At 65.2% G+C, this 25985-nt stretch carries 26 protein-coding genes; 17 read left to right on the forward strand and 9 right to left on the reverse strand.

Annotated elements, in window-relative coordinates:
- Positions 1–15 precede the first annotated feature (15 nt).
- The 4 genes from DU502_RS13645 to DU502_RS13660 form a co-directional block, all read right to left on the reverse strand.
- Positions 16–2067: a DHH family phosphoesterase gene (locus tag DU502_RS13645; RefSeq protein WP_121920293.1), complete on the reverse strand. Its 2052-nt coding sequence runs from the start codon at positions 2065–2067 to the stop codon at positions 16–18.
- A 110-nt stretch (positions 2068–2177) separates the two neighbouring features.
- Positions 2178–2771 carry a YIP1 family protein gene (locus tag DU502_RS13650; protein ID WP_121920292.1) on the reverse strand — a complete coding sequence of 198 codons (594 nt, stop codon included), beginning with the start codon at positions 2769–2771 and terminating at the stop codon, positions 2178–2180.
- A 54-nt stretch (positions 2772–2825) separates the two neighbouring features.
- Positions 2826–3392, reverse strand: a complete 567-nt coding sequence (locus DU502_RS13655; protein WP_121920291.1) for an NADPH-dependent FMN reductase — start codon at positions 3390–3392, stop codon at positions 2826–2828.
- 28 nt (positions 3393–3420) lie between these two features.
- Entirely contained in the window at positions 3421–4203 is a 783-nt protein-coding gene (locus tag DU502_RS13660) for a beta-ketoacyl-ACP reductase (RefSeq protein WP_121920290.1), read from the reverse strand.
- 173 nt (positions 4204–4376) lie between these two features.
- Here DU502_RS13660 and DU502_RS13665 point away from each other — a divergent pair, with 173 nt between their 5' ends.
- The 4 genes from DU502_RS13665 (at position 4377) to DU502_RS13680 (ending at position 6151) form a co-directional block, all read left to right on the forward strand.
- Entirely contained in the window at positions 4377–5126 is a 750-nt protein-coding gene (locus DU502_RS13665) for a DUF7124 domain-containing protein (protein ID WP_121920289.1), read from the forward strand.
- Between the two features lie 39 nt (positions 5127–5165).
- Positions 5166–5414 carry a hypothetical protein gene (locus DU502_RS13670; protein ID WP_121920288.1) on the forward strand — a complete coding sequence of 83 codons (249 nt, stop codon included), beginning with the start codon at positions 5166–5168 and terminating at the stop codon, positions 5412–5414.
- A 23-nt stretch (positions 5415–5437) separates the two neighbouring features.
- Positions 5438–5896, forward strand: coding sequence for a hypothetical protein (locus DU502_RS13675; protein WP_241966797.1), 459 nt, complete (start codon positions 5438–5440; stop codon positions 5894–5896).
- Between the two features lie 72 nt (positions 5897–5968).
- Positions 5969–6151, forward strand: a complete 183-nt coding sequence (locus DU502_RS13680; protein WP_121920287.1) for a hypothetical protein — start codon at positions 5969–5971, stop codon at positions 6149–6151.
- A 7-nt stretch (positions 6152–6158) separates the two neighbouring features.
- Here DU502_RS13680 and DU502_RS13685 read toward each other — a convergent pair whose 3' ends face one another.
- Positions 6159–7391 (reverse strand): DUF7405 family protein, encoded by a 1233-nt coding sequence (locus DU502_RS13685; protein WP_121920286.1) that lies wholly within the window; start codon positions 7389–7391, stop codon positions 6159–6161.
- Positions 7392–7521: 130 nt separating this feature from the next.
- Between DU502_RS13685 and DU502_RS18365 the strand changes: the two genes are divergently transcribed.
- Genes DU502_RS18365 through DU502_RS13695 form a run of 3 tightly spaced genes read left to right on the forward strand, consistent with a single transcriptional unit; the run spans position 7522 to position 8207 of the window.
- Positions 7522–7671: a hypothetical protein gene (locus tag DU502_RS18365; RefSeq protein ID WP_158601160.1), complete on the forward strand. Its 150-nt coding sequence runs from the start codon at positions 7522–7524 to the stop codon at positions 7669–7671.
- On the forward strand, positions 7664–7972 hold the full coding sequence (locus tag DU502_RS13690) for a hypothetical protein (RefSeq protein WP_199722707.1): 309 nt from the start codon (positions 7664–7666) through the stop codon (positions 7970–7972). The genes DU502_RS18365 and DU502_RS13690 overlap by 8 nt, the downstream gene beginning before the upstream one ends.
- Positions 7965–8207: a hypothetical protein gene (locus DU502_RS13695; protein ID WP_121920285.1), complete on the forward strand. Its 243-nt coding sequence runs from the start codon at positions 7965–7967 to the stop codon at positions 8205–8207. The genes DU502_RS13690 and DU502_RS13695 overlap by 8 nt, the downstream gene beginning before the upstream one ends.
- Here the strand turns inward: DU502_RS13695 and DU502_RS13700 are convergent.
- Positions 8204–8830 (reverse strand): TorD/DmsD family molecular chaperone, encoded by a 627-nt coding sequence (locus tag DU502_RS13700; protein WP_121920284.1) that lies wholly within the window; start codon positions 8828–8830, stop codon positions 8204–8206. The two genes, DU502_RS13695 and DU502_RS13700, sit on opposite strands and share 4 nt — an antisense overlap.
- A complete protein-coding gene (locus DU502_RS13705) occupies positions 8830–10953 on the reverse strand; it encodes a hydrogenase iron-sulfur subunit (protein WP_121920283.1) in 2124 nt (707 codons plus the stop codon). Before DU502_RS13705 ends, DU502_RS13700 begins: the two co-directional genes overlap by 1 nt.
- 197 nt (positions 10954–11150) lie before the next feature.
- On the opposite strand from DU502_RS13705, the gene DU502_RS13710 reads away from it, so the two are divergent.
- Genes DU502_RS13710 through DU502_RS13730 form a run of 5 tightly spaced genes read left to right on the forward strand, consistent with a single transcriptional unit; the run spans position 11151 to position 17419 of the window.
- Positions 11151–14534 (forward strand): formate dehydrogenase subunit alpha, encoded by a 3384-nt coding sequence (locus DU502_RS13710; protein ID WP_121920282.1) that lies wholly within the window; start codon positions 11151–11153, stop codon positions 14532–14534.
- A gap of 12 nt (positions 14535–14546) precedes the next feature.
- Positions 14547–15212 carry a 4Fe-4S dicluster domain-containing protein gene (locus DU502_RS13715; RefSeq protein WP_121920593.1) on the forward strand — a complete coding sequence of 222 codons (666 nt, stop codon included), beginning with the start codon at positions 14547–14549 and terminating at the stop codon, positions 15210–15212.
- A complete protein-coding gene (locus tag DU502_RS13720) occupies positions 15213–15593 on the forward strand; it encodes a hypothetical protein (protein ID WP_121920281.1) in 381 nt (126 codons plus the stop codon).
- Positions 15590–16579, forward strand: a complete 990-nt coding sequence (locus DU502_RS13725; RefSeq protein WP_121920280.1) for a cytochrome b/b6 domain-containing protein — start codon at positions 15590–15592, stop codon at positions 16577–16579. Before DU502_RS13720 ends, DU502_RS13725 begins: the two co-directional genes overlap by 4 nt.
- A 60-nt stretch (positions 16580–16639) precedes the next feature.
- Entirely contained in the window at positions 16640–17419 is a 780-nt protein-coding gene (locus DU502_RS13730) for a hypothetical protein (protein ID WP_124897085.1), read from the forward strand.
- On the opposite strand, the gene DU502_RS13735 is transcribed toward DU502_RS13730, so the two are convergent.
- The gene (locus tag DU502_RS13735; RefSeq protein ID WP_121920278.1) at positions 17416–17817 is read right to left on the reverse strand and encodes a hypothetical protein; all 402 of its coding nucleotides are present in this window, start codon (positions 17815–17817) and stop codon (positions 17416–17418) included. The genes DU502_RS13730 and DU502_RS13735 overlap by 4 nt on opposite strands.
- A gap of 150 nt (positions 17818–17967) precedes the next feature.
- On the opposite strand from DU502_RS13735, the gene DU502_RS13740 reads away from it, so the two are divergent.
- Entirely contained in the window at positions 17968–22158 is a 4191-nt protein-coding gene (locus DU502_RS13740) for a DUF3883 domain-containing protein (protein WP_121920277.1), read from the forward strand.
- Between the two features lie 20 nt (positions 22159–22178).
- On the opposite strand, the gene DU502_RS13745 is transcribed toward DU502_RS13740, so the two are convergent.
- The gene (locus DU502_RS13745) at positions 22179–23105 is read right to left on the reverse strand and encodes an HhH-GPD family protein (protein ID WP_121920276.1); all 927 of its coding nucleotides are present in this window, start codon (positions 23103–23105) and stop codon (positions 22179–22181) included.
- A 120-nt stretch (positions 23106–23225) separates the two neighbouring features.
- Between DU502_RS13745 and DU502_RS13750 the strand changes: the two genes are divergently transcribed.
- From DU502_RS13750 to DU502_RS13765, 4 genes are all read left to right on the forward strand, one after another.
- Positions 23226–23549 (forward strand): hypothetical protein, encoded by a 324-nt coding sequence (locus DU502_RS13750; RefSeq protein WP_121920275.1) that lies wholly within the window; start codon positions 23226–23228, stop codon positions 23547–23549.
- Between the two features lie 99 nt (positions 23550–23648).
- Positions 23649–24107, forward strand: coding sequence for a pyruvoyl-dependent arginine decarboxylase (locus tag DU502_RS13755; RefSeq protein WP_121920274.1), 459 nt, complete (start codon positions 23649–23651; stop codon positions 24105–24107).
- Between the two features lie 75 nt (positions 24108–24182).
- Positions 24183–24452, forward strand: coding sequence for a BolA family protein (locus DU502_RS13760; protein ID WP_121920273.1), 270 nt, complete (start codon positions 24183–24185; stop codon positions 24450–24452).
- A 48-nt stretch (positions 24453–24500) separates the two neighbouring features.
- The gene (locus tag DU502_RS13765) at positions 24501–25931 is read left to right on the forward strand and encodes a class II fumarate hydratase (RefSeq protein WP_121920272.1); all 1431 of its coding nucleotides are present in this window, start codon (positions 24501–24503) and stop codon (positions 25929–25931) included.
- The last annotated feature ends 54 nt before the right edge of the window (positions 25932–25985 follow it).

Here is a 25985-nt window from a genome sequence, read left to right on the forward strand (position 1 = left end):
TGTGTTTTGTGGACGTTACAGCCGTTCGGCGGCCGCGGCGACGACGGCGTCGACGGCGGCGTCGCGGCGACCGGAGAGGAACTCGATGCGGCCGTCGCGGATGCTCGCAGCGGTGATGCCGGCGTCACCGACGCGTTCGGCGGCGTCACTGGCGACACCGCGCACGTCGAGGTCACCGGCCGCACGGAGGTAACACTCGTCGGTGCCGACGCCGACGATCAGGTCGGCGTCGCGGCGGCGGTGGAGTTCGTCGAGCAGGAGGCCCGTCGGCGGGAAGTCGAAGCGGTGGGTGTAGGCGTCGGTGTCGAGCACCTCGACCGTCAGGCCGTCCTCGTCGCGGGCGTCGATGTTGGCCGTCGCCGTGTCGACTTCGGCGTCGAGTTTCTGGCGGAACTGCTCGCTGACGTGCCCGGCGAGGCCGCCGGCGTCGTCGTCGAACAGGAGGTCGGTGATGAGTTCGCGCTTGTCCTCGTAGGACTGGTAGTACGCCTCCAGCGCGATGGCTTCGCGGAGTTCGCGCGTGCGGTCGGCGTCGTAGCCCGCGTCGGCCGCGAGGTCGACGTACGCCTCCGGGGCGTCGCCCCAGTAGGAGACGGCGGGGAGGTGTGCGAGGTCGTCGCTGACCTCGGGGTCGACCGTGGCGGCGAGCGTGGCCGCGAGCGTCCCCGTCGAGAGGTCGGTGGCGTCGGCGCCGGCGAGGCCGGGGTTGACGATGGCGTCGCAGTCCTCGGCCACCGCGGCGTCGGCCACCTCGGCGTCGATGACGACGCGGCGAGCGCCGTAGATGCCGAGCAGTCCGAGCCCGTCACTGGATTCGACCGTACTGCCCGTGCCGACGAGGAGGACGAGTGGCAGTTTCTCGTCGTGACGGTCGCGGTCCTGGAGCATCCGCGTCACGTCGTTGGTCGCGTCGTCCATGTCGTAGACCGACTCCTCGAGCGGTCGACGCGTGAAGTAGTGGTACTCGGCGTCGGCGGCGGCGTGCTCCTCGCGGATCAGCGGGAGGACGGCGCGCTCGATGGCCGCGCCGGCGACGTAGCCGTCGGCGGTCGCGGCGTGGCGGACGACCACGGGCCGCGATTCGAGGACGGCCCGTCGGATCGTCTCCGCGGCGTCGACGAGGTCGTCGGCCACGGCGCCGATGGCGTCGTGATCGACGAGCGCCGTCACGGAGTCGGGGCGGGCCTCGGCGGTCAGCGCGTCGGCCAGTCGGCGTTCGACGGCCGCGGCCTCGTCGTCCTCCAGAATGGTGAGCGATTCGGTCTCGACCTGCAGTTCGTCGTAGCGGCGTTCGACCTCGCCGTCCAGTCGGACGACGCTGCCGACTTCGACGTCGGGGTAGGCGCGGACGCCCGCCTCGACGAAGGCCGCACAGTCGACGACGCCGGAGGCGTCGCGGAGTTCGAACACCGTCGGGCCGCTGGTCTGGCGGACACCGACGATCTCGCCTTCCAGACGAACGGTGTCGCCGACGCAGTCGTCGAGCGCGTCGATATCGACGCGTTCGCGGTCGGCAGTCGGTTCGGCTTCGTCGGCCCGGGACTCGGTCGTCTCCGTGTCCGTTTCCGTCTGCGGTTCGGTCTCCGATTCGGCCGCGCTCTCGCCACCGCGGGTCAGCGATTCGGCGTCGCCGTTCGTCGCCTCCTCGCTGTGGTCCGGGGTCGGCGTCTGTCGCACGGGACCGGACGATTCGCTCTCGTCGGCGTCGTCCGAATCGGACTCGATGGACTCGCCGTCGGCGTCGCCCTCGGGGTCGTGAATCTGTGCGCCGCGGAACTCGTCGCCGGACTGTCGTTTCGACCACGCGAGGTCGACGTTGCCGTTGTCGCGGACGTTTTTCACCTGGACGAACACGGTGTCTCCGGGTTCCCAGTCGAGACTTTCGAGGCGACGGTCGAGTTCGCTCCGGTGGAGCAGCCCCGTCACGCCGGGGGAGAGGTCGACGAACACGCCGAAGTCGGCGAAGCCGTCGACCGTCCCCTTGTAGTATCGGCCCGAGACCAGTTGGTCCGGTCGGGAACCGCGGAAATCAAACCAGACGTCTTCTTCGTGGGTGATCCAATCCATTGATCGAATCGAACAGGCCCACCCTAAAACGATTGTCGAAACTCCTCCACCGCCGACACGCCGACAGCGGCCGCTCGCCCTGTATCAGTGTCGGTGAGCACCGTCCCGGCTCAGATGATGTACCAGACCCGCAGGAGCGTGACGAACGCGTCGAAGCCGCCGAAGCCGACGCCGAAGAGGATGGCGGCGGGCAACGCGGCGGCGAGGGCGGCCCGGCCGGTCGTCGTCTCGTGGACGGTCGAGAGGCCGACGACGAGCAACGCGAACGCGTACAGACAGCAGGAGACACGAAGGCCGGCGTTCGGCACCGCGGCCAGCGGACACGGCGCGGCGGCGTAGGCGATCACCTGCACCGTCTCGCTGACGCCCGCCCGGTCGCGAACGGCGGCCATCAGACACAGCGTCTGGAGCGCCGCGAGGAGGTGGAGGACGGCCGGCGCGACCAGGAGGGCGACGAGCAACACGACCACCGCGGCCCGGAGCGGGCCGGACGCGGGGAAGCGAAGCGGGTCGAACAGGGCGAGAAGGAGGGCGTAGCTGACGGCCATCACGACCGCGAAGACGAGACCCGGCGCCTGATCGCCCGGAGCGACGCCGTTCTCGAAGAACCGGCGCGGGCGGATCAGCACCTCGATCCACGCGCGGGCGATGCCGCGCGGTCCGCGGTCCCGGCCACCGCGGGGGTTCTCGACCCACGTCGTCACGAACGATTCTGGGACGCCGGCCGGCAAAGGGATTCTGGTCCGGTCCGATCCGGTCTACCCACCCACGTTCTGGTCGCTCTCGAACGTCGCGGGGTCGGGTTCGATATTGGCGTACTCGACGACGCGGCGGCCGAGCGTGGCGACCCGAGCGTCGAGGCGGTCGTCAACCAGCGAGTCGTCGTCGAACGCCGACGACGCGTGCGGGATGGCCGCCTGATGGGGGAGCACCCACGCGTCGAGGGCGCGACAGACCGAGCGCAGGTGTTCGAGCGCGGTAATGGGAAAGGCGCCGCCGGCGACGCCCAGCAAGCCGACGGTCTTGCCCTCGAACTCGTCGAACCCACAGTGATCGAGGGCGTTCTTCAGGACCCCGGAGTAGGAGCCGTGGTACATGGGCGTCCCGAGCAACACGGCGTCGGCTTCACGGACCCGTCGGGTGAAGGCCGCGCTGTCGCCCTGATCGTCCACGTCGGGGTTCAGTGGCGGCAGGTCGAACGATCGAAGGTCGAGGAGATCGGTCTCGGCGCCGGCGTCCGCGGCGGCGTCGAGAGCGCGCCGGAGCGCGAGTCGCGTGTAACTGTGTGCCCGGAGGCTGCCCGAAATGGCGACGACGGTTACCATGCGTGCTGTCCGATGATCGACCCCGCCCTCACCACTCCAGCCCGCCGTTGACGCCGAGGACCTGTCCGGTCATGTAGCTGGCGTGGTCGCTGGCGAGGAAGCGGACTATTCCGACGATATCCTCGGGGTCGGCGAAGCGGTCGAGCGGGATCTTGGCCCGGATCTTGTCCTGAACGCGTTCGGGCACCTTCTCCAGCATGTCCGTCTTGACGAACCCCGGGGCGACGCAGTTGGCGGTGGAACCGGAGGCGGCGAGTTCGAGCGCGAGCGTCCGCGTGAACGCGAACATCCCGCCTTTCGAGGTGGCGTAGTTGGCCTGCCCGTAGTTGCCTTGCTGGCCGACCACGCTGGAGATGTTGATGAGACGGCCGTGGTCGGCGTCGCGGATGTCGTCGAAAAACGCCTTGGTGCAGTTGAACGTGCCGCCGAGGTTGACGTCGATGACCGTCTGCCAGTCCTCGTAGGTCATCTCCTCGAACTTGCGGTCGATGGTGATGCCGGCGTTGTTGACCAGTACGTCCACCGCACCGAGTTCGTCGTGAATCTCGGTCGCCATCCGTTCGACCTCGTCCGGTTTCGCCACGTCGGCCTGCGCACACATCGCCGTCTCGCCGTTCGCCTCGATGATCTCCTCGACCTCGCGGGCCGCCTCGTCGGAACTCCGGTAGTTCACGACCACGTCCGCGCCACAGCGCGCGAATTCGAGCGCGATAGAGCGACCGATGCCACGCGAGGATCCCGTGACGAGGCAGGTTCGGTCGGCGAGCGGACGCGGATTCAGTGGTTCCAGCCGAGTGGTCGTTTCGGACATACACCTACCAATGCGTGTCACCGATTGTTAATTATTCGCGCCCTATGGCCGAGTCGGCGGCGTGGCCGGGCGATAGGTTTTATTGTGGTGGGTGGTAACATGGTGCCACCTTTACGCCGGGAAGCGACTCGTGATCAACCGCAGGTGGGGACAGAGGTGCCGCGACCGCAACCATGACTGACCGAATCGATCTGGACGACATCGACACGGACGACGGCGAACCGGACGACGAACCGAACCGGGGCGACTGGTTCTGGCAGGGTGAAGGCGACCCTGCCGACGAACCGGACGACTCCTTTGGGACACAGCGTGCACGAGAGACGATCAGTGACGAGACCGCAAGCAGCGATGACGGGGGCGGTCACGCCGCGACGCCACGCGTCCCCCGACAGGGCGACGACAAACCCGTCGGCATCCCCGTCGAGGGCGGTGGCGCGGGGAGTTCGCCCGCCAGTGATCGGGCGGCCGTGGAGGGAGGCGTCCCGGACGACGGCACGGCCGACGCGGACGGGACGACCACACAGCACGACGCGACGGGCGCGGCCCCCCACGGCGAGGACGCCGACGACATGACGATGGCGCTGACGTACAAGGCGGCCAAACGGCTCGCGTATCCGGCGTCGGCGTTCGCCGACGCGGAGTCGTGGGCGGACTGGGTCGGCATCGTCGGCCACGTAGACACACCGGTCATCAATCGGTTTCAGCGGCAGAACGGCGTCGACGCCGACTTCTTCAGCGGCACGGGTACCGGCCCGGGCGAGCGCCTCGCCGAGGTCGGTCCGCGGTCCATGTTCTACGCGAAGCGGATGGTCGTCGTCGGCATCGCAGGCGAGGACGAACGCGTCGCCGCCGAGGCCGACTGGGAGTTCGTCCCGCTCTCGGAGGCCGCGGAGAAGGCCGACTGGGAGCTGAACGAGGAGTAAATTTTTATGACAAACCCGCCAAGTATGTGTTGAGCTACCATGGGTGTTAGAACCGCGTTCACACAGGCACGAATCGTCACACTCGGCGTCTTTTTCGCCGCCATCTGGCTCGTACTGACGATCCTACAGGTGTACGGCCGGATGGGACCGCTGTCGAGCGGTGGCGTCGGGCAGACGCCGATTTCGGGGCTCCTCGGCATCTTCGTGATGGGTGGAGTGCTGGCGCTCCTGCTCGTGCTCTACGGCGAATTGGGTGAGGAAGAACCGGCACCCGAACCGTGGGAGTGAGCGATGCAGTACGAGTGTAGCGAGTGCGGGCACTTCACTCGCCTCGGGCTCGTCGACAGCGAAGCCGTCGTCCAGACCTGTCCGGCCTGCGGGGAGTCCGCGCGGTTCGAACCGGCGTTCCAAGGGGAAGGGGTCTCCTTCTGAGCCTCACAATCGACCTGACGGAGCGGTTCGTCGCCGCCGCGGACGAGTGGGCCGAAGCCCGGCTGGAGGAGCGGGAAACCGCCCTCGAGACGAAAGCCGAACAGGCCCTGCTGGAGATCGAGTATCTCGTCTCCGGCCGGACGGAGGTGTCGTTCGACGTGGACGCCGAGGCCGGTCGGATCGACTACGCTCCGAGCGACGAACTCTCGCGGCTCCTGTCCGCGCAGGCCGACGACACCGGTCTCGACGAAGCGACCATCCTCCGACTCCACGTCGACCTCTTCGTCGGCGCCTTCCCCGGCGACGACGACCGGCCGCCGAACGCGCCGCCGGTCTGAGCGGCGGGCGACGAGCCATCCCGTCAGATCGGCGAAGGATTTAGTAGCCACGACGTGAAACCGTGATAGTGCATGACAAAGAAGGACCTCGACTGGCGCCCGAAGACGGGTAGTGGGACGTACAGGGGCAAAGAAGTCTGGGAGTACAACATCGCTCCGCACGAACTCAACGAGGGCGAAATCGACGGCGAGATCCGTGCCGAGGACATCAGCGGCTCCGACGATCTGGACTCGGTCATCGAAGACGTAGAGTAATCAGTTTTCAGTACAGCGGGAACGCGCGCTTGTCACGGGGCGGCACGTAGAAGTTCGCCCGCGACTGCACGTCGATGAAGTTGAGGATGCCGTTGTTCTCCCGGTCGGTGATCGCCGGACTATCGTCGCGCACGTACCAGCCGTTCATGGCGCGACGGGTCGCCCGGAAGTGCTGGAGTCGCTGCTGGAAGGAGAGGAAGTGAACTCCGGCGTGGTCGCCGTCGGTCGTGTTGAAGTCGCGGCGGAGGATGAGCGGCTTGCCGTCGCGTCGCACCTGCGCGACCTTCTCGTGGTGGCCAACGACATCGAACTCCCTGGCGTGGTCGCGGACGGCGTCGCTGAAGGGGACGTTGGACTCGAAGTTCGGGATGTCGGACGGGTCGAACTCCGGTGAGAACATCCGGGCGACGCGGCCGGCGTCGTCCAGTCCCTCCCACCACGTATCGAGATTCTGCGTCAGGTGGGCGGCGTGGAGCGTCGTGCCGCCCGCGAACTTGCCGTCCGGGATGGTCACGAAGTCCTCGCTCGCCTGCGTCCCCTGCCGATCCGAGAAAAAGCCCATGAAGGTGGGGTCGTCCTGCGAGAGGGCGCCGGCGGGGATGCCCTCGACGTCCGCGTGCTGCGCCGGGAGTCCCTCCCCGAGAAAGCCCGTCCGAACCTCCGCGATGGAGAACACGTCTCCGAGCGAGTGCTCGACCGGTTCGCCGTTCAGCGTCCCGCCGGCCCGCGAACGGAACATGGCGTTCTCGATGGCCGTCAACTGGGACGGAACGTCGCTTTCGAGGACCAGGACGGCGTCGAACTCGAGGAGGTCCGGGTTGTCCGTCCGCGAGAGCACCTGCGGTTTCGAGATGGGGGCCTCGGTCAGTTTGCCGAGTCGACGGAAGTAGGCGGTCCCCCAGCCGAGGACGTGAAAGACCCCCTCCGTACTCCAGTCGTAGGCCGCCTCGATGGTCCGCATGCCGCGCTCGACGGTTCGGGCGGCCTCGGTCGACGGGTCGACGTCGAGATTCAGAAACAGGAGGCGGCGGTAGCGTGCCTGGAGGTCGTTCCCGGCGGCGTTCGTGGGCAGGTACTCGGTCTGGGCGAACTGTCGGTTGGGGAGGTCGGCAGCGTGGGGGTTGGGCGGCAGGTCGGTCCCGCTGTCGCTGGCCGACTCGAGAAACTGCGCGCACCCGGAGAGGCCGATGGCGCCGGCGACCCCTCCGAGACGTGCGAGCGCCGACCGTCGGGATGTCATCGTCTTGCTCGTCCGAAGGCTGCGAAGATAATAAGCATCTCGCCAAGCCGGGCGAGCGGCCCTCGACGCACCGAACTGACCAGAGAGTATATGTCCCTGAGCGCCCCAATGAGAGACAACGAGGAAACTCATGCACCAGAGCTTCGGGGCCACGTATGGACCGCTCCCGATCCGTCTCGCCGTCCCGTTGTTACTCGTCGGTGCCGTCGTCGCAGCGTTCGTCGTCTACGATATGTACCGAACGTACGCGCCATCAGCCGACGGTGGAAACGATGGCTGAGGCAGAGTCGAACGAGCGGGAAGCCGTCACAGCGGCGGGGGGCGAGTCGGACCCGTCGACGCCCGCTCGCGTGCTCGGATACCTGCAGGGGACGACGTACGTGTTGGGCTCGCTACTCGTGCTAGCGCTGTTGGCGGTCGGCACCGTCGGAATCATCGCCGAAATCAAGGGGACCTGGCACTGGGCCATCCACCTCGAATCGACGGTCAGCTACATCGGCGTGTTCGTCGCGGGCGTCCTGCTCCTGTTACTCCCGACGGCAGCACTGTTGCTGATCGGACGGGTGATCGTCGATGAGTGATCTGCCGAGTCCGTCGAGGCTCTTTCGCGGCCTGACGCTCCTGTCGGTCGGTGGGCTCGTACTCGTCGTTCTCGGCGCCGCGACGGTGGCCATCCTCGCGGAGTTCGCCAAGACGTGGCGGTGGTACTTCCGGATGGAACAGGCGATGGCGCTGGCGACGCCGGTGACGCTCGTTCTCCTCGGCCTCTCGCTCGTCGGCCTGATCGGGGTCGTCGCCCTCGCCGACCGAACCTAGATCATCTGCGCGACGAGTTCGTCCTCGAACTCGAGGACGCCCTCGTAGATGTACGCGACAGCGACGTACAGCCGACTATCCGTCTCTTGCCGAAGGTCGGTGGTGAACGGGTCCACCCACGTCAGCGCGTGTTCGTCGAGGAAGACGCGTTCGAAGCCGACCGCCACCTCGGCACCACGGCGTTGCCGGTCGATCAGGTTGCGGAGGAAGGCGAGTTCGACGGCGACGAAGTCGTTCTCCTCCGGGTACTCCTCCGGCGGCGCCCAGCCGGCGGCGCTGTAACTCGCCTCCAGTTCGGCCAGCCCCTCGCCGAGGTAGTCGGCGTCCTCGCGGTAGTACGTCTCGTGGGCGACGACCGGCGGTCGCGGGCCGACGAGGAGCCGCGTGTACTCCTGTTCGAGTACTTCCTGTACGACGTCGAGGTCGTACTCCTGATGCTCGTCGATGAACGTGCGGAGTTCGTCGAACCCACGGTCGAGGGGTTCGTTCACCTCGCCCTCGGGGATTCGGATGTCGCCGGAGAGCAGCGTCTCGACGAACTCCTCGTCGGGCACGTCGTGGAGCGCTTCGATGAGGAAGTCGACGAGTTCGAGACGCGACTCGTAGAGGGCCTGTTCGTCCATCATCGACCCCCCTCCTCGAAGAGGAGATAGGCACGACAGTCGGCACAGTACTCGAAGATGCTGTGTTCGGCTTTGGGTGCGACGCCTTCGACCAGTTCACCGACCTCGCCCGCGATGTGTTCGGCGGTGCCTTCGCTGGCGAACGCCTTGCCACAGCGGACGCAGTTTCGCATCTCGCCCTCGTACACCGTCTCCCAGCGTTCCCCGTCGCGGTTCTCGGGGAGTTTCGAGAGGTCGAGGCCGTCGTGCATGGTGATGGCTATCTCGGGACACCCTTCCTCGCAGAGGCCGCAGTTGACGCAGTCCTCGTGGTTGAACTGGAGGTCGGCGTCGTCGGTCCGGCGGATGGCATCGGTCGGACACATCGTCGAGCAGGTGGGGGTGAGGTTGCAGGCGTCGGACACCTCCATCCAGCCGAAGTCCTTCAGGCCGCGGATCATCTCCCGTGGTGGGTCGACGTGTTCGAGGACGGCACGGACGCTCTCCAGCGTCCAGTCGTGGCTGTTGAAGGGCGGGTTCGGCTTGTCGTCTCGAACCGTGCCGGTCGCTTCGTGGTCGCCGGCCGGGACGGGCGTCGGATCGAGTTCGACGACGAACTGGGAGAGTTCCTCGACGAACGCCTTCGGCTCCTGTGGGTCGGGCGCGAGGAACGTGACGCGTTCGCCGAGGCCGAGGTCGGTCGTCGCCCGGTCGAGTCGGCGGACGAGTTCCGCCTTCGGATCGGGACCGGAGTGGAGGCAGGAGCCGCCACAGCCGACGATGGCCACGCCGTCGGCGCCCGCGGCGAGGGCGTGCATGACGTGTGCTTCACCGACCGTGTCGGTGCAGTTGACCCGGACGGGGAGGACGGGCGGGTAGCGCAGGTCGTCGTCCTCGCGGGCGAGGCGTCCGTAGCGCCGGAGAGCGTCGTCCGCCCGCTCGGAACAGACGAAGGCGACGACTGGCGTCTCGATGCCGTCGTTGCCGCGAAGCCCGCCGAGGAGACCGTCGTCCTCACCGGGGTCGAGGAGCGTCTCCACCTCGCGCGCGATGCGTTCGTTCGAGGGGTCGCGGAGGGTCGTCGCGCCGGTCGGACAGGCGCTCGTACACGCGCCGCAGTCCTGACAGGCCACGAGGTCGAACGACACCTCGTCGACGTGCGGCCGGTCGACGGCGCCGTGCGGACAGGCGTCGACACAGGCGTTACAGCCGGGCTGGCTCGACTCGCCGGCGGCGCACACGTCCATGTCGAGGTCGAGGTGTTTCGGTTTCTCGATGCCGCCGAGGAGGTCCTCGACGGCCGCGATGGTCGCCCCGTCGACCGGGCCGGTGTAGAGGCCGATCTGGCCGCTCTTTGCCGTGCCGGTCGCCGCGGGGAAGATCACCTGATCCGCCTCCAGCGTCCGCTCGACGCCGTCGAGGTCGATGGCATCGACCGGACAGCAGTCGGCCCACTCGCCGTCCGGGGCCGCCGGATCGATGTCCACGGGCGCGCGAGTCACCATCCCGTCCGGCCCCTCGTGGACGCAGTCCATACACGAGATGCAGTCCTCGGTGACCCGGGCGCGGAGTTCGACCTCGAAGTTCCCGTACTCGCCGACCACGTCGACGACGCGGCCGCGGGCGAGCGTCACGTCGTCGAGGTCGGCGTCGACGGCGTCGAAATCCTGCCCGTTGGCGATCAGCGTCACGTCGGCGGTGTCCGCGAGCGCCGCCGCCGTCTCGGGGTCGCCGACGACGGCGACAGCCTCGCCCGCGTCCCGGGAGACGGTCCGGGATATCGGTTCGTGGCCGAGACCCGTCCGACGGGCGTTGAGCAGGCGAGCGGTCTTGGCGGTGGCCGCGTCGCGGTCGTGAATCCACGCGGCCCCCTCGCGGTGGTCGACGAAGGCCGTCGCGTCGGGGTGAAGTCCCCGTTCTATCGCAACCTCCCGAATGGCGTCCTGACACCGCGGTTCGGGCGTGGTCACGAGGAGTTGGTCCAGATCGTACTCTTCGATGAGGTGGGCCATGGCCGGGAGGCCATCGTCACAGAGGTGTGAGGAACTCGCAACGACCTCGACGTCTCTGACGCCGTCTCGGACGCCTTCGAGATCGATGTCGCAAGTGTTTGCACAGGAACACACGAACGCGCCGACGTTCATACCAGTGGTAAATGCTACCATTCGTATAAGAGTTGCTGCGGGCTAACGGATTTCAGTTTCAAATGGGGGAGGGAGGAACGAAAGTCATTGAAATTAGGTCAACCTAAACACATTAATTTATATAATGTCGGTCCATTTGCCTATTATATGCGCGTGCGAGCGAATGACACGCGCATGTCGAGGGGACAACACACACCATGAGTACAGAACCAGTCTCGATAGACCTTGACAGGCGCTCGTTCATGAAGGCGAGCGCGTTGGCGGGCGCCGTCGCCCTTGGTGGTGGCGGTGCGGGTCAAGCGCTCGCCCAGACGGGTGAGGCGGAGGTATCGGCTGCTGACACAGAGGGAGAGCGTACGAAGACGATCTGTAATTACTGTTCTGTCGGTTGTGGGTTCCACGGTGAACGCGTCGGCGACTCCTTCGTCGGCATGGAACCGTGGGAGGACCACCCGATAAACCAAGGGTCGCTCTGTTCGAAGGGTGCTGGGATCTACGAGACCGAACACTCGGAGAAACGGGTTCGACACCCGATGGTTCGGGAGAACGGCGCTTGGCGAAAGCTGTCGTGGGATTCGGCCTACGACCGGCTGGCGACCGACATTCGTGCGCTGTGGCCGGATTCGAACGTCTCGCCGGATCAGGCCGTCGACGTAAGTGAGGAGGCCAGCCGCGAGAGCGTCATGCTCCTCGGGAGTGCCCACCACTCCAACGAGGAGTCCTACGCCATCCGAAAGCTCGCGGCGTTCATGGGCACGAACAACGTCGACCATCAGGCGCGGATCTGTCACTCCACGACGGTCGCGGGCCTCGCGAACACGTGGGGCTATGGGGCGATGACGAACACGCTGCAGGACTACCGCAACTACGACCTGCTGGTCGTCATCGGGCAGAACCCGGCGGAGGCCCACCCCATCGCGATGCAGCACATCCTCGAGGGGCAGAAACGTGGCGGGACGCTTCTGACGCTCGATCCGCGGTTCACGAAGACCGCGGCCCACGCCGACGAGTTCATGCGGTTCCGGCCCGGGACCGACGTGGCGCTGATGATGGGGATCATCAAGGAGCTCCGCGACGAGTACGGGCTGGCGTTGGACCCGGACGCGGACGATACGGGCCAGAACATGCTCACCGACCGCGTCCAGGGCTGGGAAGACATCGAGGACGACCTCGACAAGTACGACAAGGAGACCGTTTCAGAGATCACGTGGCTCTCGGTCGAAGAGATCGAGCGCCTCGCCGAGCTGTTCAACGAGAACCGCCCACACATCCAGATCGAGTGGGCGATGGGCGGCACCCAGCACAACAACGGGACCCAGAACATCCGGTCCTACGCCGCCGCGAGCCTCGCGTCAGGGAGTGCGGCCCGCAGTGGCGGTGGTCTCCAGGTCATGCGTGGCCACGCCAACGTCCAGGGGGCGACCGACCTCGCAGTCGCGAGCCACATCCTCCCGGGGTACTACGGGCTGTCACCCGGTGGCTGGTCGTGGTGGGCGGACGTCTGGGACATGAACCCGTACACGAGCGGGTCCACCTCGTTCGCGGACATGTACAACCGATTCGAGGTAATGCCGCCGGATAAGTACGTCCGGGCGACCGACGCGGAGGACCCCGACGAGTTCCCGGGAAGTAGTGGCGAGGGTCAGTACGGCCCCAACAATCCGGCGCCGAACTCGATGATGTTCCAGAGCGGGCTGACCGTCGCCCGCTGGTTCGAAGCCGCGCTCGATCAGGAGGATCGGATGCAGCAGACGCCGATCTACCAGCCCGATCAGGTGAAGATTGCCGTCTTCTGGGGTCACTCCTCGAACTCCATCAGCGAGATGGAGAAGATGAAAGAGGGGATGCAGAACCTCGACTTGCTCGTGGTCATCGACGTGTTCCCGTCGGTCGCGAGCGTCCTCCCCGACTTCGACGAGGGGCCGCCGGTGATGGTCCTCCCGGCGTCGAGTCAGTACGAGCACTACCGCTCGCTGACGAACACGCACCGCTCGATCCAGTGGTCGGAGCCGGTGCGTCCCCCGTCCCACAACTCGAAGCCCGACCTGCAGATCATGCAGGAACTGGCGGACCACCTCGGCTTCGGTGAACACTTCGACTGGGGAACTGGCCCGGAGATTCACAACGGGAAATCGAGCTACGAGAACGTCATCCGGGAGTTCAACCTCGGGACGAACACCATCGGATACCGCCAGACCCCGGAACGCCTCCAGCAACACCTCGAGTACGACTACGCGTTCTCCCACGAGACGCTCCAGGCCTCGGAAGGGTCGCCCGTCGAGGGCGAGTACTGGGGCCTCCCCTGGCCGTGCTGGGGTGAAGGACACCCCGGGACGCCGATCATCTGGAACGACGACATGAACCCCAACAACGGGGGACAGGACTTCCGGACGCGGTGGGGCGTCCAGGCACCGAGCCCCGAAGAGTGGGAGCAGATGAACACCGACAAGGAGTACCCGTTCCAGGCGACGATCGACGCCGTCGGGGACCGGTACGACAGCGTCGAGGACGCCCTCGACCTGACGCGAGCGCCGTACAACCCCGACTGGGCGTCGGCAGCCGACACGGCCAGCGACGGGCTGATCCACGGGATTCCGGAGTATCCGGGCTGGAAGACGACGCCACCGAAGAGCCTCGTCGATCCGACTCAGAGGACCCAGTCCGACGAACTCACCATCCCGCAGCAACACGCGCTCGACAACCAGCGGTCGGTGTACACCGCCGCGCAGGCGCTCAACAACCCGAACACCGGGAGCCCCGAGTTCGACCAGTACATCTCGGAGACCCAGAACATCGACCCGGCGTTCTACGAACAGTACGACTACAGGCAGCCCGACGCGCCGACGGGGCGCGGACGGGCGCGTGCCGTCGTCTGGAACTTCATCGACACGACGCCGGTGCACCGCGAACCGCTGGAGAGCCCGCATCCGGAACTCGTCGAGGAGTGGCCGGCGAACGGCCAGCAACGGAACTTCTACCGCCTCGACCAGAACAACGCGGTAGAACAGGAGAAGGCGATGCAGATCATCCACGGCGACGGCGACGGGCCGGCGCTCGACACCATCATGACGACGGGCCGGCAGGTCGAACACCAGGGCGGCGGCTCGGAGACACGGAGCAACATCCACACCGCCGACCTTCAGCCGCACATGTACGCCGAGATTACGCCGAACAAGGCCGAGAACCTCGGCGTCGACGGGGGTGATCTGATCGTCATCTCCTCGACCGACCGCGGATCGGTCCTCGTGAAAGCGAGGGTGACCGACCGGCCGAACGACGACGAGGTGTTCCTGCCATTCCACTGGGGTGGCGTCTTCAAGGGACAGAGCCTGGAGGACAAGTACCCGCCAGGCACCGTTCCGTACGCCATCGGCGACTCGGCGAACGCCATCACGTCGCGAGGCTACGACGTCGAGACCCAGATGCAGGAGACAAAAGTGTCGATGGTGGCGATCCGCCCGGCCACACAGAGCCTCCTCGAGGAACTCAATATGGACGTCGACCTCGAGTTCCCGCAGGACCGTGACGGTATCGGCCAGCAGAAAGACTTCGATGTCCGTGATCACAACACGGTCCAATAGGAGGTGGTGAATATGTCAAGCAACAAAGAGATAATGCGGCAGGGGGTCATCAGCACTGGGGGCGAAGACACCCGGATCTTCCCCGACGTAGAGGCCTGTATCGACTGTGGCGGGTGTGTCGTGGCCTGCAAACGCACGTGGGACTCGTCGGTCGACGAACAGCGAATCAGCATCTCGACGATGCTGGAGGGCCAAGAAGGCGCGCAGGGGCTGAACGCCCACAGCGCGAGGGCCCTCGGACAGGGCGAGTCGCCCGGCGAGACAGCAGTTCCGATGCAGTGTTACCACTGCGAGAACGCGCCGTGTGTGTCCGTCTGTCCGACCGACTCGCTGATGAAACAGGAAGACGGCTTCGTGCAGGTGCGCGACGACCTCTGTGTCGGCTGTCAGTACTGCCTGTCGGCGTGTCCGTTCGGGGCGCCGCAGTTCCCCGACTCCGACGACGCGTCGGCGCAGCTGTTCGGCACCGGCGGGACGATGGACAAGTGTACCATGTGCGAGGAACGGCAGGACGTCGGCAAGGGGCCGGCGTGCGCCGAGGAGTGCGCGACGGACGCGATTCTCGTCGGCAACGCCGAGGAGATTTCGTCCGAACTGGAGCGTCGTGACAGTGGCACGTTCTTCAACGACGTCGCCATGGAGATCATCTTCGGTGAAGAGGAGGCACAGGTGTTCTAAATGAGCTACCAAGAAGACCTTCCGGAAACCAGCGGTTACAGCAAAGTTTCGGTGGTGATCAGCGCCATCGTCGGCATCGTCCTCGCCGTCGTCGCCGTCTGGTGGGCCGCCGGAACGGCCGTCTTCTACGAGGGCCTGTTCCGCGTCGCGCCGACGGTCGAGGGTGGCGGCATCGGGGCCGACTGGGTCGCCGGCAACACGGTGCCGTGGCTTGACTTCCTCGTGGCCGTCGTCCACGCGGCGGACGTGATCATGGGGCTGTTCATCCTCCTGATGGTGTTCATCCACTGGGCGGCGTTCCGTCGCCTCGCGGGGCAGATGCAGGGCCCCGACGAAGGGAGTCAACAGGCCGTCGCGACCGACGGAGGTGAGACCGAATGACGAGTCTCGACCACGGTAAGTTCACGCGGGTCACGACGACGTTCCACTCGTTGCTGGCCCTCGACGTGTTCGCCCTGTTCTTCACGGGGTACAGCCTGACGTTCAACGACGAACTCTGGTGGCTGCTGTCGCTGATGGGTGGGCCGGAGAGCGTCACCGCGCTCCACCGCGCCGCCGGCTTCGGGCTCATCGCCCTCATCGGCTTCTGGGCCACACTCATGGTCACGAGCGAAACCGGCCGGAGCAACTTCCAGGATGTCATGCCCACCGGCGAAGACATCAAGGCGTTCATCCAGGACGTGCAGTTCGCCCTCGGGAACGCCGACGAGCGTCACCCGGCCGCAAAACAGTTCGCCGGCGGCGACACCGACGACGTCCCACTGCTCTCCTACATCGGCAAGGGCGTCGTGTTCATCTTCGCGGTCGAACTGTTCCTGCTGACGGTCAGCGGACTGCTCATCTGGAGCAAGACCGGCCTGATGCAGTACTTCAACACGAAGACGGCCGCGATGGGCTTCGTGATCTTCCACGGCCTGCTGGGCGTCATCATGCTGATGGGGGTCATGTTCCACATCTTCGAACACGGGTTCCACCCCGCCTTCTACCCGGTCGAACCGAAGGCGTTCATCCCCCGAGAGCTGATCCCGGAGACCCACGCCGACGGCGGGATCAGTGATCTCAGCCTCGCTCCGTCGTGGAGCACGGTGAGCACGGTCATGGGTGTGCTCACCGTCGTCGGTATCGTCAGCGTCATGGTCGGCTCCATCTTCGACGAGGGGTATCCGGTGCCACGCGAACTGACGGTGGGCGGGGGGCCAGAGAGCCTCCTGCTCACCATCGGCATCAACGCCGGCATCTTCGTGTTGTTCGTCGGCCTCGTCCTCTCGATGTACGGTAACCTCCTGCGCGTGCGGTGGGAGCGCCGACTCGAAGAGGACCGTCGCCAGCCGGCGGCGACCGACGGCGGTCACCCCGACGACGACTGACCGGCGAACCGTCCCCTCCTCCCGAATCGTTTTATCTCGCGGCGCCGACCTATGAACGAGATGTCACGGAAGGCCATCCTCGCCCTCCTGCTCGCCGCCCTCACGCTCACTGCCGGCTGTTCTTTCCTCGCGCCGAACCCCGAGAGCTACTCCAGCACCTACGACTACAGCGTGGGCGTCGACGCGACAGGCACGCTGGAGGACGTGACGATTCGCGTCCCGCTTCCGCAGGTCGACGGCGAGACAGTCGTCGACGCGGACGTCGTCGCGCCCAACGGCACGGTCGAGGCGTTCGACGCGACAGTCGTGGAAACGGCGTACGGCCCGATGCTCGAACTCACCGCCGACGAGTTCGTCGTCGAGACGCGTTACTACCGGTTCGTCGAGGAGGACGGCCTGGGGCGCCGCGAGGAGATCTCCGAATCCGAGTACGACCCCTCGAATCCGAACCACCAGAGGGTCGACCAGCGGACGGTGCGCGTACACGTCACGCAGGAGGCGACCTACCCCATCGAGACGCGGACCCCCGTGGGTGAGTCGCCGACGTTCTACCCGGCGGCGACACGCGAACTCGCGGACTGCCGGGTTCCGTATCAGGACGAAACGGCGTGTTTCGACTACGACGCCCCCGTCTACCTCTCGTACGACGCGCCCGCAGACGCACGAGTCAGCGGCAGTATCATGCTCACCGGGTCGAACGAGTGGTTCGCCGGCGGGTGGACCGGCAACAGCTACACCGACCACGTGACCTTCCGCGTAACCGGTCCCCGTGACGGCTGGATCGTCGCCAACGGAACGACCGAGACCGGTCGGGGCAACTACCCCTCACCCGAGCCCTAGGCCGACAGCAACTCGGCGCCCTCGGCCGACAGTTCGACCGTCACGTCCTGCCGGGTCTGCTCGCTCATCTGGTCGATGTTGCGCGTGAGGACTTCGAGGATATCCTTCGGTTCGGGGTAGACGAGGAAGTTGCCGTCGTCGTCCTCCATCACCAGTTGCGTATCGGAGAGGGAGATCTGATCCCCCTCGATGCTGGCGACGACGACCGGGAGCGCCTCGGCGCCGCCGGGGTCGCCCTCCGTGACCATCGTGATGTGGAGTTCGTCGAGGCCGATGAGGTCCTTGTACTCCCGGACGCGACGCGCACAGCGGACCATATCACGCGTCACGGCCGTCTTCTGCTCGTTGCCGTGTTCCCCTTCGTGGCAGAGCTTGCACACCCGGAGTTCCATGCGCATAGTACACACCTAACGGGGAGGGAGGTGGTTAAATCCTCGGCGGCCGTCACAGCAACACGTCGCCGTTCCCGAGGCCGGCTGCTGACGACGAATATCAGAGCTGATATATTTGTGAAAAGTCATTTAACTCCGATCCTGCTCCGTAGGTCCATGACACGGGGCCTCCAGAAAGAGGGGTGGGAGGAGTGGCTACGCGAACAGCGATCGAAGATGGAAGATGTCTACCGGCGTGATCCGGATCGGATATTTTCGGACTACACTCGCGAGGCCGAAGCCGTTCGAGGCTACTCCGGGCGTGGAATGCTCGAACTGATACAGAACGCCGACGACGCCGGCCGAGACTACGCAGAGCCCGTGGACCTGCTGATCGAATTGACCGATCAAGGGCTGTTCGTCGCGAACACGGGCGCTGCGTTCACACCGGAGGGCGTGAGTTCTCTTATATTGAGTGACAACAGCCCAAAACAATTCCGGAAGGACTGCATCGGCTACAAGGGTCTGGGATTCCGTTCGGTTCTGAACTGGGCATCACGTGTCGTCGTTCATAGCGGCGATGTTTCGATCGGCTTCTCCGAGGCGTTCGCGTCTGCGCAACTCGAACGTCTTCGGGAAGACGACGAGATAGATGCGAAGGCGAGACGGTTCGAAAAACGGGGGATTGCGACCCCGATCGCGACGTTGAGTACGCCGCATCTGCTGTCGAACGGCAAGGTCGACGATCCGAAGTTGAGAGAGGTGTACAACCGAGGGTGTCAGCTCAGAACGAACGGCTACGACACTGTCATCGGCGTTCCGCTTCCGGAAGCCGAACAGCGGGCAAAGGTACAGCGAGAGATCGACGCGCTGTTCGAGGAGATCACGCTCTTCCTTCGCAATATTGGTCGAATCCGGATTCGAAGCGACGAGCGCGACGAAGAGTGGCGAGTGAATCGAACCGAGAACGCGGTGACGATCCACCGAGAAGACGGAGACTCGGTTAGCTGGCAACTGTTCGAGGAATCCGGAGAGATCCCGTCGGCGTACCGGCGACCGTCACAGACGGAGGACAAGTACGAAATAAAGATCGCCGTACCTGAGGATCTCGACAGGCTCGAATCGACATCGAACCTATTCGTCTTCTTCCCGACGAAGGTCTCCTTCCCGTTTCCGATGTTGGCGCACGCGACGTTCGAAGTGACTGAGAACCGAGACCACCTGACGAACAGCGAGACGAACCGATTCGTCGCGACTAAACTGGCGTCGTTGATGGTGAACGCTGCCGAGGAAAAGAAGTCGATCGAAGATCCGTGGGCGGCGCTTCGGACAGTTTCCTCGAGCGGCGAGATCGGAAGCACGCTCGAAGAACTCGAGTCGATCGACGGGAGCGACACGTTCGACGAGATGCTCCGGATGGAGGCGTCGTCTCGAGCGCTGATTCCCGTGCAGAATGGGACGTTCACGACGCCCGACTGTGCCTACCGGATCAGTGGAAACTTCGACGACTTGCTGCACGGCGAGCGGTTCGACGATATCTGTCTCCACGTCAACAACGCGGAGGTGGACACCCAACTCGAGAAACTGGATGTCCAGTCCATCGGATACGACGACCTGAAACGGCGGATCAACGAGATAGCGAGCGACCTCTCGCTGGAGACACGGGCCACACTCATCGCGAGACTCGTCGACGAGGATATCATCGAAGACGAGTCTCCACCCGCTCTGTTGATCGACTCGGACCGAGCCACCGTCGACGCTGGAACGACCGTGTTTCTCCCACCGCAAGATGACGCCGTCACTCTCCCCGAGTGGATTCCACAGCGGATTCTCCACCCCGAACTCGCGGCCGAGTTACGGGAACGGTGGAACCTGAGAGCCATTCGAGACCTCCGGATGAAACTGAGTGCATTCGGCGTCAGGGAGTACAACCTCTCGGGGCTGGTCCAGTCCGTCTCCGCGGAGGCGAACAGACGAGTCAAGGACGACCCCGATGCCGAACTCGAGTGGCGTATGGAGATGCTGGAGGTGCTATGGAAGCTGTATCAACTCGGCGTAGACGGGGTCAATCTGTCGAATATCCCGATCGAGATACCGACGCGGACGGGAACAGTCGAGCGGGCCGACTCGCTCTACCTCACCGCGGAGTATCCAAACGGGGACCTCGTGGAACAACTGTACGGACCGGTCGATCCAAGTTCGTTCGTGGCTGATCCCGAACAACTACCATTCAGTGACGATCGAGAGCGACTGGAAGACTTTCTGTGTTGGCTGGGCGTCGCTCACGAACCGAGAATCGAGCGCGTGCGACCCGACGACCCGGCGTACCACGACTACGTGGTCGATTCGCTCGAGTATCCCGCGAGGTTCGAAGCACTCACCAAGGAATCCGCGGAGCGCGTGAGCGGAACGCGGTCCCGGCTCACGGAGGTACAGACGGTCGATCGCCTCGCCGAGGTTCTCACCCACGCCGACCCACACGCCATCCTCGCGTGGTTGACGACGATCGGCCGGACGCTCGACGAGTGGCGGCAGGAGGGCGACATCGACGGAGCCTTCGAAATCAAGCCACAGTACAAGCAGTACTGGCGAACCCTGAGCGGACAGTCGATCCCATCTCACCCGCTGTGGCTCCTCAAGACATCGGCGTGGCTCCCGACCGAGAACGGCGAACCACAGCCCCCACAAACGTGTTCGACGGCCGAGTTCGCACGGGAGATCTCACCACTCATCGGCTACCCGACCATCGAGATGGCTCATCCACTCCTCGAGGGGTCCGGAATCGACGAAACGGCGGTCGTGACTACCCTCCGAAAGATCGGCGTGACGAGCACGATTACCGATCTCTCTTGGGATGCGTTCTACCGAATACTGTCGGAGTTGCCGGAGCGTGATCCCGCCGGAGAGGTGGCGCCACGCGTATATCGAACCCTCTACGCGAATAAGGACGGGACGCCACCAGCCGAACTCTACGGTGAGTTCGTCGACGGTGGCGAGATGCTCGGAATCGACGACGGAACATCCAACTACTACCCAGTCACCGAACTTCGGTACGCCGACAGCGAATCAATTCCGACACCGATCACCGACGAATATCCGCTATTAGCCCTCGACAAACGACGCGGCGTCTCGAAGGTGGAACAGCTATTCGGTGTGAAAGGACTCTCCACCAGCAGTATCGACATCTCGAATATCAGGGACGAACCCCACCCGCAGAAGGAGAACTTCGAGGCATGGATAGACGACCTGAAGCCATTCGTGTACGCGCTTCGCGTCGACAGCGACGACGACCTCACGGAGCGAAACACGATCCGTGACCTCGAGATCGTCCTCTGTCGGTCGGTGACTGCGACGGCCTCGGTCGGCGGTGACGAGTTCGAAATCACCCTGTCCGAAGGTGAGTTCCTGCCGGACGGGTCGAGGGTCTTTTTGATCCCCGAATCGGTCGACAGCTATCAGCGACTCCGAGACGACCGACTAGCTCGACTGATCGGCGACGTCTTCGCGGACATCTTGGACGTCGACATCGGACGCGAAATACTCTACCTAACGACCGCGAACGACAGGGTAGACCGACTCGGTGTCTTGCTGGGTGACGACGCTGCCACCGAGCGACTACGAAACGCGGTGGAGCGACTGGACCGAGAGGTCAGGAAAGACACGTTCCCGGAACCGACAGCCCCCGATCCGGAGCCGGTGCCGGAACCAGAACAGACACAGAACGTCACGGAAGAACAGGAGACGGAGGCTGGCGACGACGGCGATAACCGACAGGCTGAGCCGAACCGGATAACGGGAATTACTGCCGAGGAAGGTCAACTGGACCCAATATCTGGACAAACCATCTCGATCAGGCGAGTCGGGACGGGAACACAGGAGCAGTCCTCAGGCGGCTCGCGTCGAACGGCGAATCCGGGCCGTGCAGAGACCATCGCGGCCCGGTTCGAGGAACACGAGAATCGGTTCCCACTCCCCGTCGCACACATCCAAGGCAATCGGGGTTACGGCTGTGATGTGCTGAGCTTCGAGAGCCAAGAGGATCGATCGGCGTTCAAATCCGATCCAGACGTTCAGCTGATCGACAGACATATCGAGGTCAAAGGGAGTACGAGCCGGAAAGGAGCAGTCACGCTCTCGGATAACGAACTCGCGAAGGCTCGCGAGCAAGGTGACGACTACTACCTGTACCGGGTGTACGAGGGAAGCACCGATTCCGAGGGATTCGAACTGGTTATCCTCCGGAATCCCCTCGCCCACGGCGACGCAGTCGAGACGAAAGTGGAGGTGAATCCACATCGTACGGACCAGGGCACCCTCTACCGTCTCGATGTCACTGCCGACGGCGACGACGAAGAGCGGACGAAATAACATCGCATCGCACGGTCGAGTTACGCTTGGAGACGAGCGACCGTCGTCGTCTCCTGCTCCTCCAGTTGGATCAACCCGTCGTCGGACAGATCCGACAGGAGCCCACGAAGCCACTCCCGACCGTACTTCCCCTCGGGCGCGTAGTCCACCCGCACTCGCGGCCCCAACTCGTCCAGCGCGAGTTCGTCGTACTCCTTCAGCGCCGAAATCACCCGCCCACGCATCTGCCGCCGACTCCCCTCGAAACTCGGCTGGGTCGGCACGTCGGGCGCGGTGAAATCGCCCGTCTCGTAGGCGCGACACCACTCCCGCCACGGACAGCCTGCCTCGTCACACCGGGGACGCTGCTGGCAGGCCACGCCGCCGAGTTCCATGATCGCGTTGTTCCAGACCCGGGACTCGCCGGCGGGCATGAGAGTCTGGGCGGCACGGTCGAAGGTAGAATCGTCGTCCGGAACCTCGAAGGCGCGGTAGAGTACCCGCTTGACGTTCGTGTCGACAACGGCATCCCCATTGTTGAACGCGAAACTGGCGACGGCGTTGGCGGTGTAGGGGCCGACGCCCATCAGTTCCTGTAGCTCGCTCGGCGTCTCGGGAAACTCGCCGCCGTAGTCGTCGACGACCTGTCCCGCCGCCTCGTGGAGGTAGCGCGCGCGGTTGTTGTAGCCGAGGCGCTGGTCGGACCAGAACGCGACCACGTCGCTCCGGTCGGCGGAAGCGAGTGCCTCGACGGTCGGCCACCGGTCGAGGAAGGCGTCCCACGCCTCGACCACCCGATCTAGCTGAGTCTGCTGGCTCATCACCTCTGAGACGAGGATGGCGTAGGGATCGTCGGTCCGTCGCCACGGGTAGTCGCGGTGATCGGCCTCGTACCACTCGATCAAGGCCGTGCGGACGGCGTCGAGGTCGTCGGGGAGCGCGGCGTCCTCGCGCTCGGTTCCGGTCATCGTCGGCAGGTAGGGACGGGGTGGGTTAGACGTGATGGTTCGAGGGCGGTGATGACCGTCTCGGAACGGTGGCCAGCATCAGTCGAAAGCCGTATTCGGCGGCCACTCGTTGCCACCGCTATGAGTCTCGACGACCTGAACGCGGACGTGAAAGCTGCCTACAGCGACCTCGGTGACGAGGTGCGTGTCGATCTGGATCGGGAGACGCGCAACGAACTCGCGATGTTGCTGGCGGCGTTCGACGGAAATCGGGAGGAACTCGTTCGGCGAGCGATCCACGCTCTCTATCGCTCGACGGTCGACACCGGCGACCTCGATTTCCACCTCCGGCAGGGGTACGACGTGACCTACGACGAGTATCTCTCGGGAATGACGTACGACGAGATGAGCGGCAACAGCGTCTCACAGTTCGATCAGAGCGACGAGCGACGATACCAGCAGTAGTCGAAAGCGCGGCTCGCGCCGGACCAATCTCACCGGAATCCGAGCCGACCACGCGGATACGCAAGTGGTTTGTGAGGGTGTTTGCAAGGTCGAGTTACGATGGACATCGAGATCGTCTGGGGTACCGGAGAGGGCAAGACCACCCTGAGTGCGTTCGACAAGGCGTTGAGCGAGGGTGGCATCCACAACTACAATCTGGTCACGCTCTCGTCGGTGATCCCCGAGGGCGCGACCGTGGTCGAGCAAGGAACCCACGAACAACGGTGGGACGTGGGGGAACTCGTCGCCGTCATCCTCGCCGAGAACGAGTCGCTGGTGCAGGACGAAACCATCGCGGCGGGGCTCGGCTGGGCGACCGCGGAGGAGGGCGGTGTCTTCTTCGAAGGGAGCGGCGAGAGCGCGTCGAACGTCGAAAAGCGGATCACTCGCGGGATCGAGACCGCCAAGGAGACCCGTGATTCGTGGACGTGGCACGACGGCATCGAGATGAAAGTCGTCGAGCACACCGTCGAACAGGCGGGCGCCGTCGTCGTCTCTGCCGTCCATCGGCCGGTGTAGAGCGCGGTCGTCTTCTCCGCTCGCCCGTCTCGCAGTAGCGGACGGTTTTTGTGCCGCGGCCGCCCCGGATACGGTATGGACACCGCGGACGTCGAACGTCTGATCGAGGAAGGTATCGAGGACGCCGAGGCGACGGTCACCAAACCCCGCGTGCCGGACGAGGACCACGAGGACGCCCACTTCGCCGCGGTCGTTATCTCGCCCGCCTTCGAGGGCGTACCCCTCGTCCAGCAACACCAGATGGTGTACGACGCGCTGGAGGGACACATGACGACGGATATCCACGCGATGGAGATGAAGACGTACACGCCGGAGGCGTACGAGGAACACGGACCCGACGCGTAGCGGGCGCGTAGCGGTACCTTTTACGACGCGGCCGCCGTTCGCTCGCGCATGAGCGACGATAGCGGTGAGGACGGATTCCGCGTCGAACGGGACAGCCTCGGCGAGATTCGCGTGCCCGCCGACGCCTACTGGGGAGCCCAGACCCAGCGCGCGGTGGAAAATTTCCCGATCAGCGACGCGCGGTTCGGGCGGCGATTCGTTCGCGCGCTCGGCGTCGTCAAGAAATCGGCGGCGCGGGCCAACCGTGATCTGGGCCTCGTCGACGACGAGATCGCGACGGCCATCGTCGACGCCGCGGACGAGGTGATCGCTGGCGAGCACGACGACCAGTTCCCGGTCGACGTGTTCCAGACCGGATCGGGCACCTCCTCGAACATGAATGCCAACGAGGTGATCGCCAACCGCGCGGCGGAACTGATGGGCTCGGAGGTGGGCGACCGGGTGGTCCACCCCAACGACCACGTCAACTTCGGACAGTCCTCGAACGACGTGATCCCCACCGCGATGCACGTCGCGGCGCTGGAGGCGGTGGAGAAGGATCTCGTGCCCGCGCTGGAGACGCTCGCCGCGGCGCTCGACGAGAAAGCCGAGGCGTTCGACGGCGTCGTCAAGACCGGCCGCACCCACCTGCAGGACGCCACCCCCGTCCGCCTCGGGCAGGAGTTCGGCGGCTACCGCACGCAGGTCGAGAAGGGCATCGAGCGCTGTGAGTCGGTCCAGCCCCGACTCGCGGAACTCGCCCTCGGTGGGACAGCGACGGGGACGGGGCTGAACACCCACCCCGAGTTCCCCGAACGCGCGGCGGCGTACATCGCCGAGGAGACGGACCTCCCCTTCCGCGAGGCGGACGACCACTTCGAGGCGCAGGCCGCCCACGACGCCATGGGCGAGGCCCACGGCGCCCTGCGGACGGTCGCGGGCTCGCTGAACAAGATCGCCAACGACCTCCGACTGCTCGCCTCCGGCCCGCGCAACGGGCTGGGCGAAATCGAACAGCCCGAGAACCAGCCGGGATCGTCGATCATGCCCGGCAAAATAAATCCGGTCGTCGCCGAGGCGGTCAATCAGGTCCACACGCAGGTCGTGGGCAACGACGCCGCCGTCTCCGCCGGCGCGGCGGGCGGTCAACTCGACCTCAACCTCTACAAACCCGTCGTCGCGTACAACTTCCTCCAGTCGGCCGACCTCCTCGCGAACGCCGCCGAGACGTTCGCGGAGAAATTCGTGGCGAAACTGGAGGCGAACGAGGACCACTGTGCCGACGCCGTCGAGCGGTCGATGGCGCTGGCGACGGCGCTCAACCCCGCCATCGGCTACGACAAGGCGTCGGAAGTCGCCAAGGCGGCGCTGAAAGAGGGCAAGACCGTCCGCGAGGTGGCGGTGGCGAAAGGCTACCTCACCGAGGCGGAAGCGGACGAGGTACTCGATCCCGAGCGGATGACTCACCGGGGGATTCTGAGCGGCGACGGCGACGAGTAGGTCGGGAATCCGACGGGCGGGAATCGACCGAATGATCGGCTCTCGTCGGGCTGT

Origin of the sequence: Haloplanus aerogenes, assembly GCF_003856835.1 — an archaeon.
Classification (GTDB): domain Archaea; phylum Halobacteriota; class Halobacteria; order Halobacteriales; family Haloferacaceae; genus Haloplanus; species Haloplanus aerogenes.

Excerpts from the sequence above, each read along its gene's own strand:
- DU502_RS13710 (WP_121920282.1), top strand. The coding sequence starts at position 11,151 with ATGAGTACAGAACCAGTCTCGATAGACCTTGACAGGCGCTCGTTCATG.
- DU502_RS13670 (WP_121920288.1), top strand. The coding sequence starts at position 5,166 with ATGGGTGTTAGAACCGCGTTCACACAGGCACGAATCGTCACACTCGGC.
- DU502_RS13660 (WP_121920290.1), bottom strand. The coding sequence starts at position 4,203 with ATGTCCGAAACGACCACTCGGCTGGAACCACTGAATCCGCGTCCGCTC.
- DU502_RS18365 (WP_158601160.1), top strand. The coding sequence starts at position 7,522 with ATGCACCAGAGCTTCGGGGCCACGTATGGACCGCTCCCGATCCGTCTC.
- DU502_RS13705 (WP_121920283.1), bottom strand. The coding sequence starts at position 10,953 with ATGAACGTCGGCGCGTTCGTGTGTTCCTGTGCAAACACTTGCGACATC.
- DU502_RS13760 (WP_121920273.1), top strand. The coding sequence starts at position 24,183 with ATGGACACCGCGGACGTCGAACGTCTGATCGAGGAAGGTATCGAGGAC.
- DU502_RS13740 (WP_121920277.1), top strand. The coding sequence starts at position 17,968 with ATGACACGGGGCCTCCAGAAAGAGGGGTGGGAGGAGTGGCTACGCGAA.
- DU502_RS13700 (WP_121920284.1), bottom strand. The coding sequence starts at position 8,830 with ATGGACGAACAGGCCCTCTACGAGTCGCGTCTCGAACTCGTCGACTTC.
- DU502_RS13665 (WP_121920289.1), top strand. The coding sequence starts at position 4,377 with ATGACTGACCGAATCGATCTGGACGACATCGACACGGACGACGGCGAA.
- DU502_RS13685 (WP_121920286.1), bottom strand. The coding sequence starts at position 7,391 with ATGACATCCCGACGGTCGGCGCTCGCACGTCTCGGAGGGGTCGCCGGC.
- DU502_RS13750 (WP_121920275.1), top strand. The coding sequence starts at position 23,226 with ATGAGTCTCGACGACCTGAACGCGGACGTGAAAGCTGCCTACAGCGAC.
- DU502_RS13735 (WP_121920278.1), bottom strand. The coding sequence starts at position 17,817 with ATGCGCATGGAACTCCGGGTGTGCAAGCTCTGCCACGAAGGGGAACAC.
- DU502_RS13690 (WP_199722707.1), top strand. The coding sequence starts at position 7,664 with ATGGCTGAGGCAGAGTCGAACGAGCGGGAAGCCGTCACAGCGGCGGGG.
- DU502_RS13730 (WP_124897085.1), top strand. The coding sequence starts at position 16,640 with ATGTCACGGAAGGCCATCCTCGCCCTCCTGCTCGCCGCCCTCACGCTC.
- DU502_RS13720 (WP_121920281.1), top strand. The coding sequence starts at position 15,213 with ATGAGCTACCAAGAAGACCTTCCGGAAACCAGCGGTTACAGCAAAGTT.
- DU502_RS13755 (WP_121920274.1), top strand. The coding sequence starts at position 23,649 with ATGGACATCGAGATCGTCTGGGGTACCGGAGAGGGCAAGACCACCCTG.
- DU502_RS13680 (WP_121920287.1), top strand. The coding sequence starts at position 5,969 with ATGACAAAGAAGGACCTCGACTGGCGCCCGAAGACGGGTAGTGGGACG.
- DU502_RS13745 (WP_121920276.1), bottom strand. The coding sequence starts at position 23,105 with ATGACCGGAACCGAGCGCGAGGACGCCGCGCTCCCCGACGACCTCGAC.
- DU502_RS13715 (WP_121920593.1), top strand. The coding sequence starts at position 14,547 with ATGTCAAGCAACAAAGAGATAATGCGGCAGGGGGTCATCAGCACTGGG.
- DU502_RS13695 (WP_121920285.1), top strand. The coding sequence starts at position 7,965 with ATGAGTGATCTGCCGAGTCCGTCGAGGCTCTTTCGCGGCCTGACGCTC.
- DU502_RS13725 (WP_121920280.1), top strand. The coding sequence starts at position 15,590 with ATGACGAGTCTCGACCACGGTAAGTTCACGCGGGTCACGACGACGTTC.
- DU502_RS13645 (WP_121920293.1), bottom strand. The coding sequence starts at position 2,067 with ATGGATTGGATCACCCACGAAGAAGACGTCTGGTTTGATTTCCGCGGT.
- DU502_RS13655 (WP_121920291.1), bottom strand. The coding sequence starts at position 3,392 with ATGGTAACCGTCGTCGCCATTTCGGGCAGCCTCCGGGCACACAGTTAC.
- DU502_RS13765 (WP_121920272.1), top strand. The coding sequence starts at position 24,501 with ATGAGCGACGATAGCGGTGAGGACGGATTCCGCGTCGAACGGGACAGC.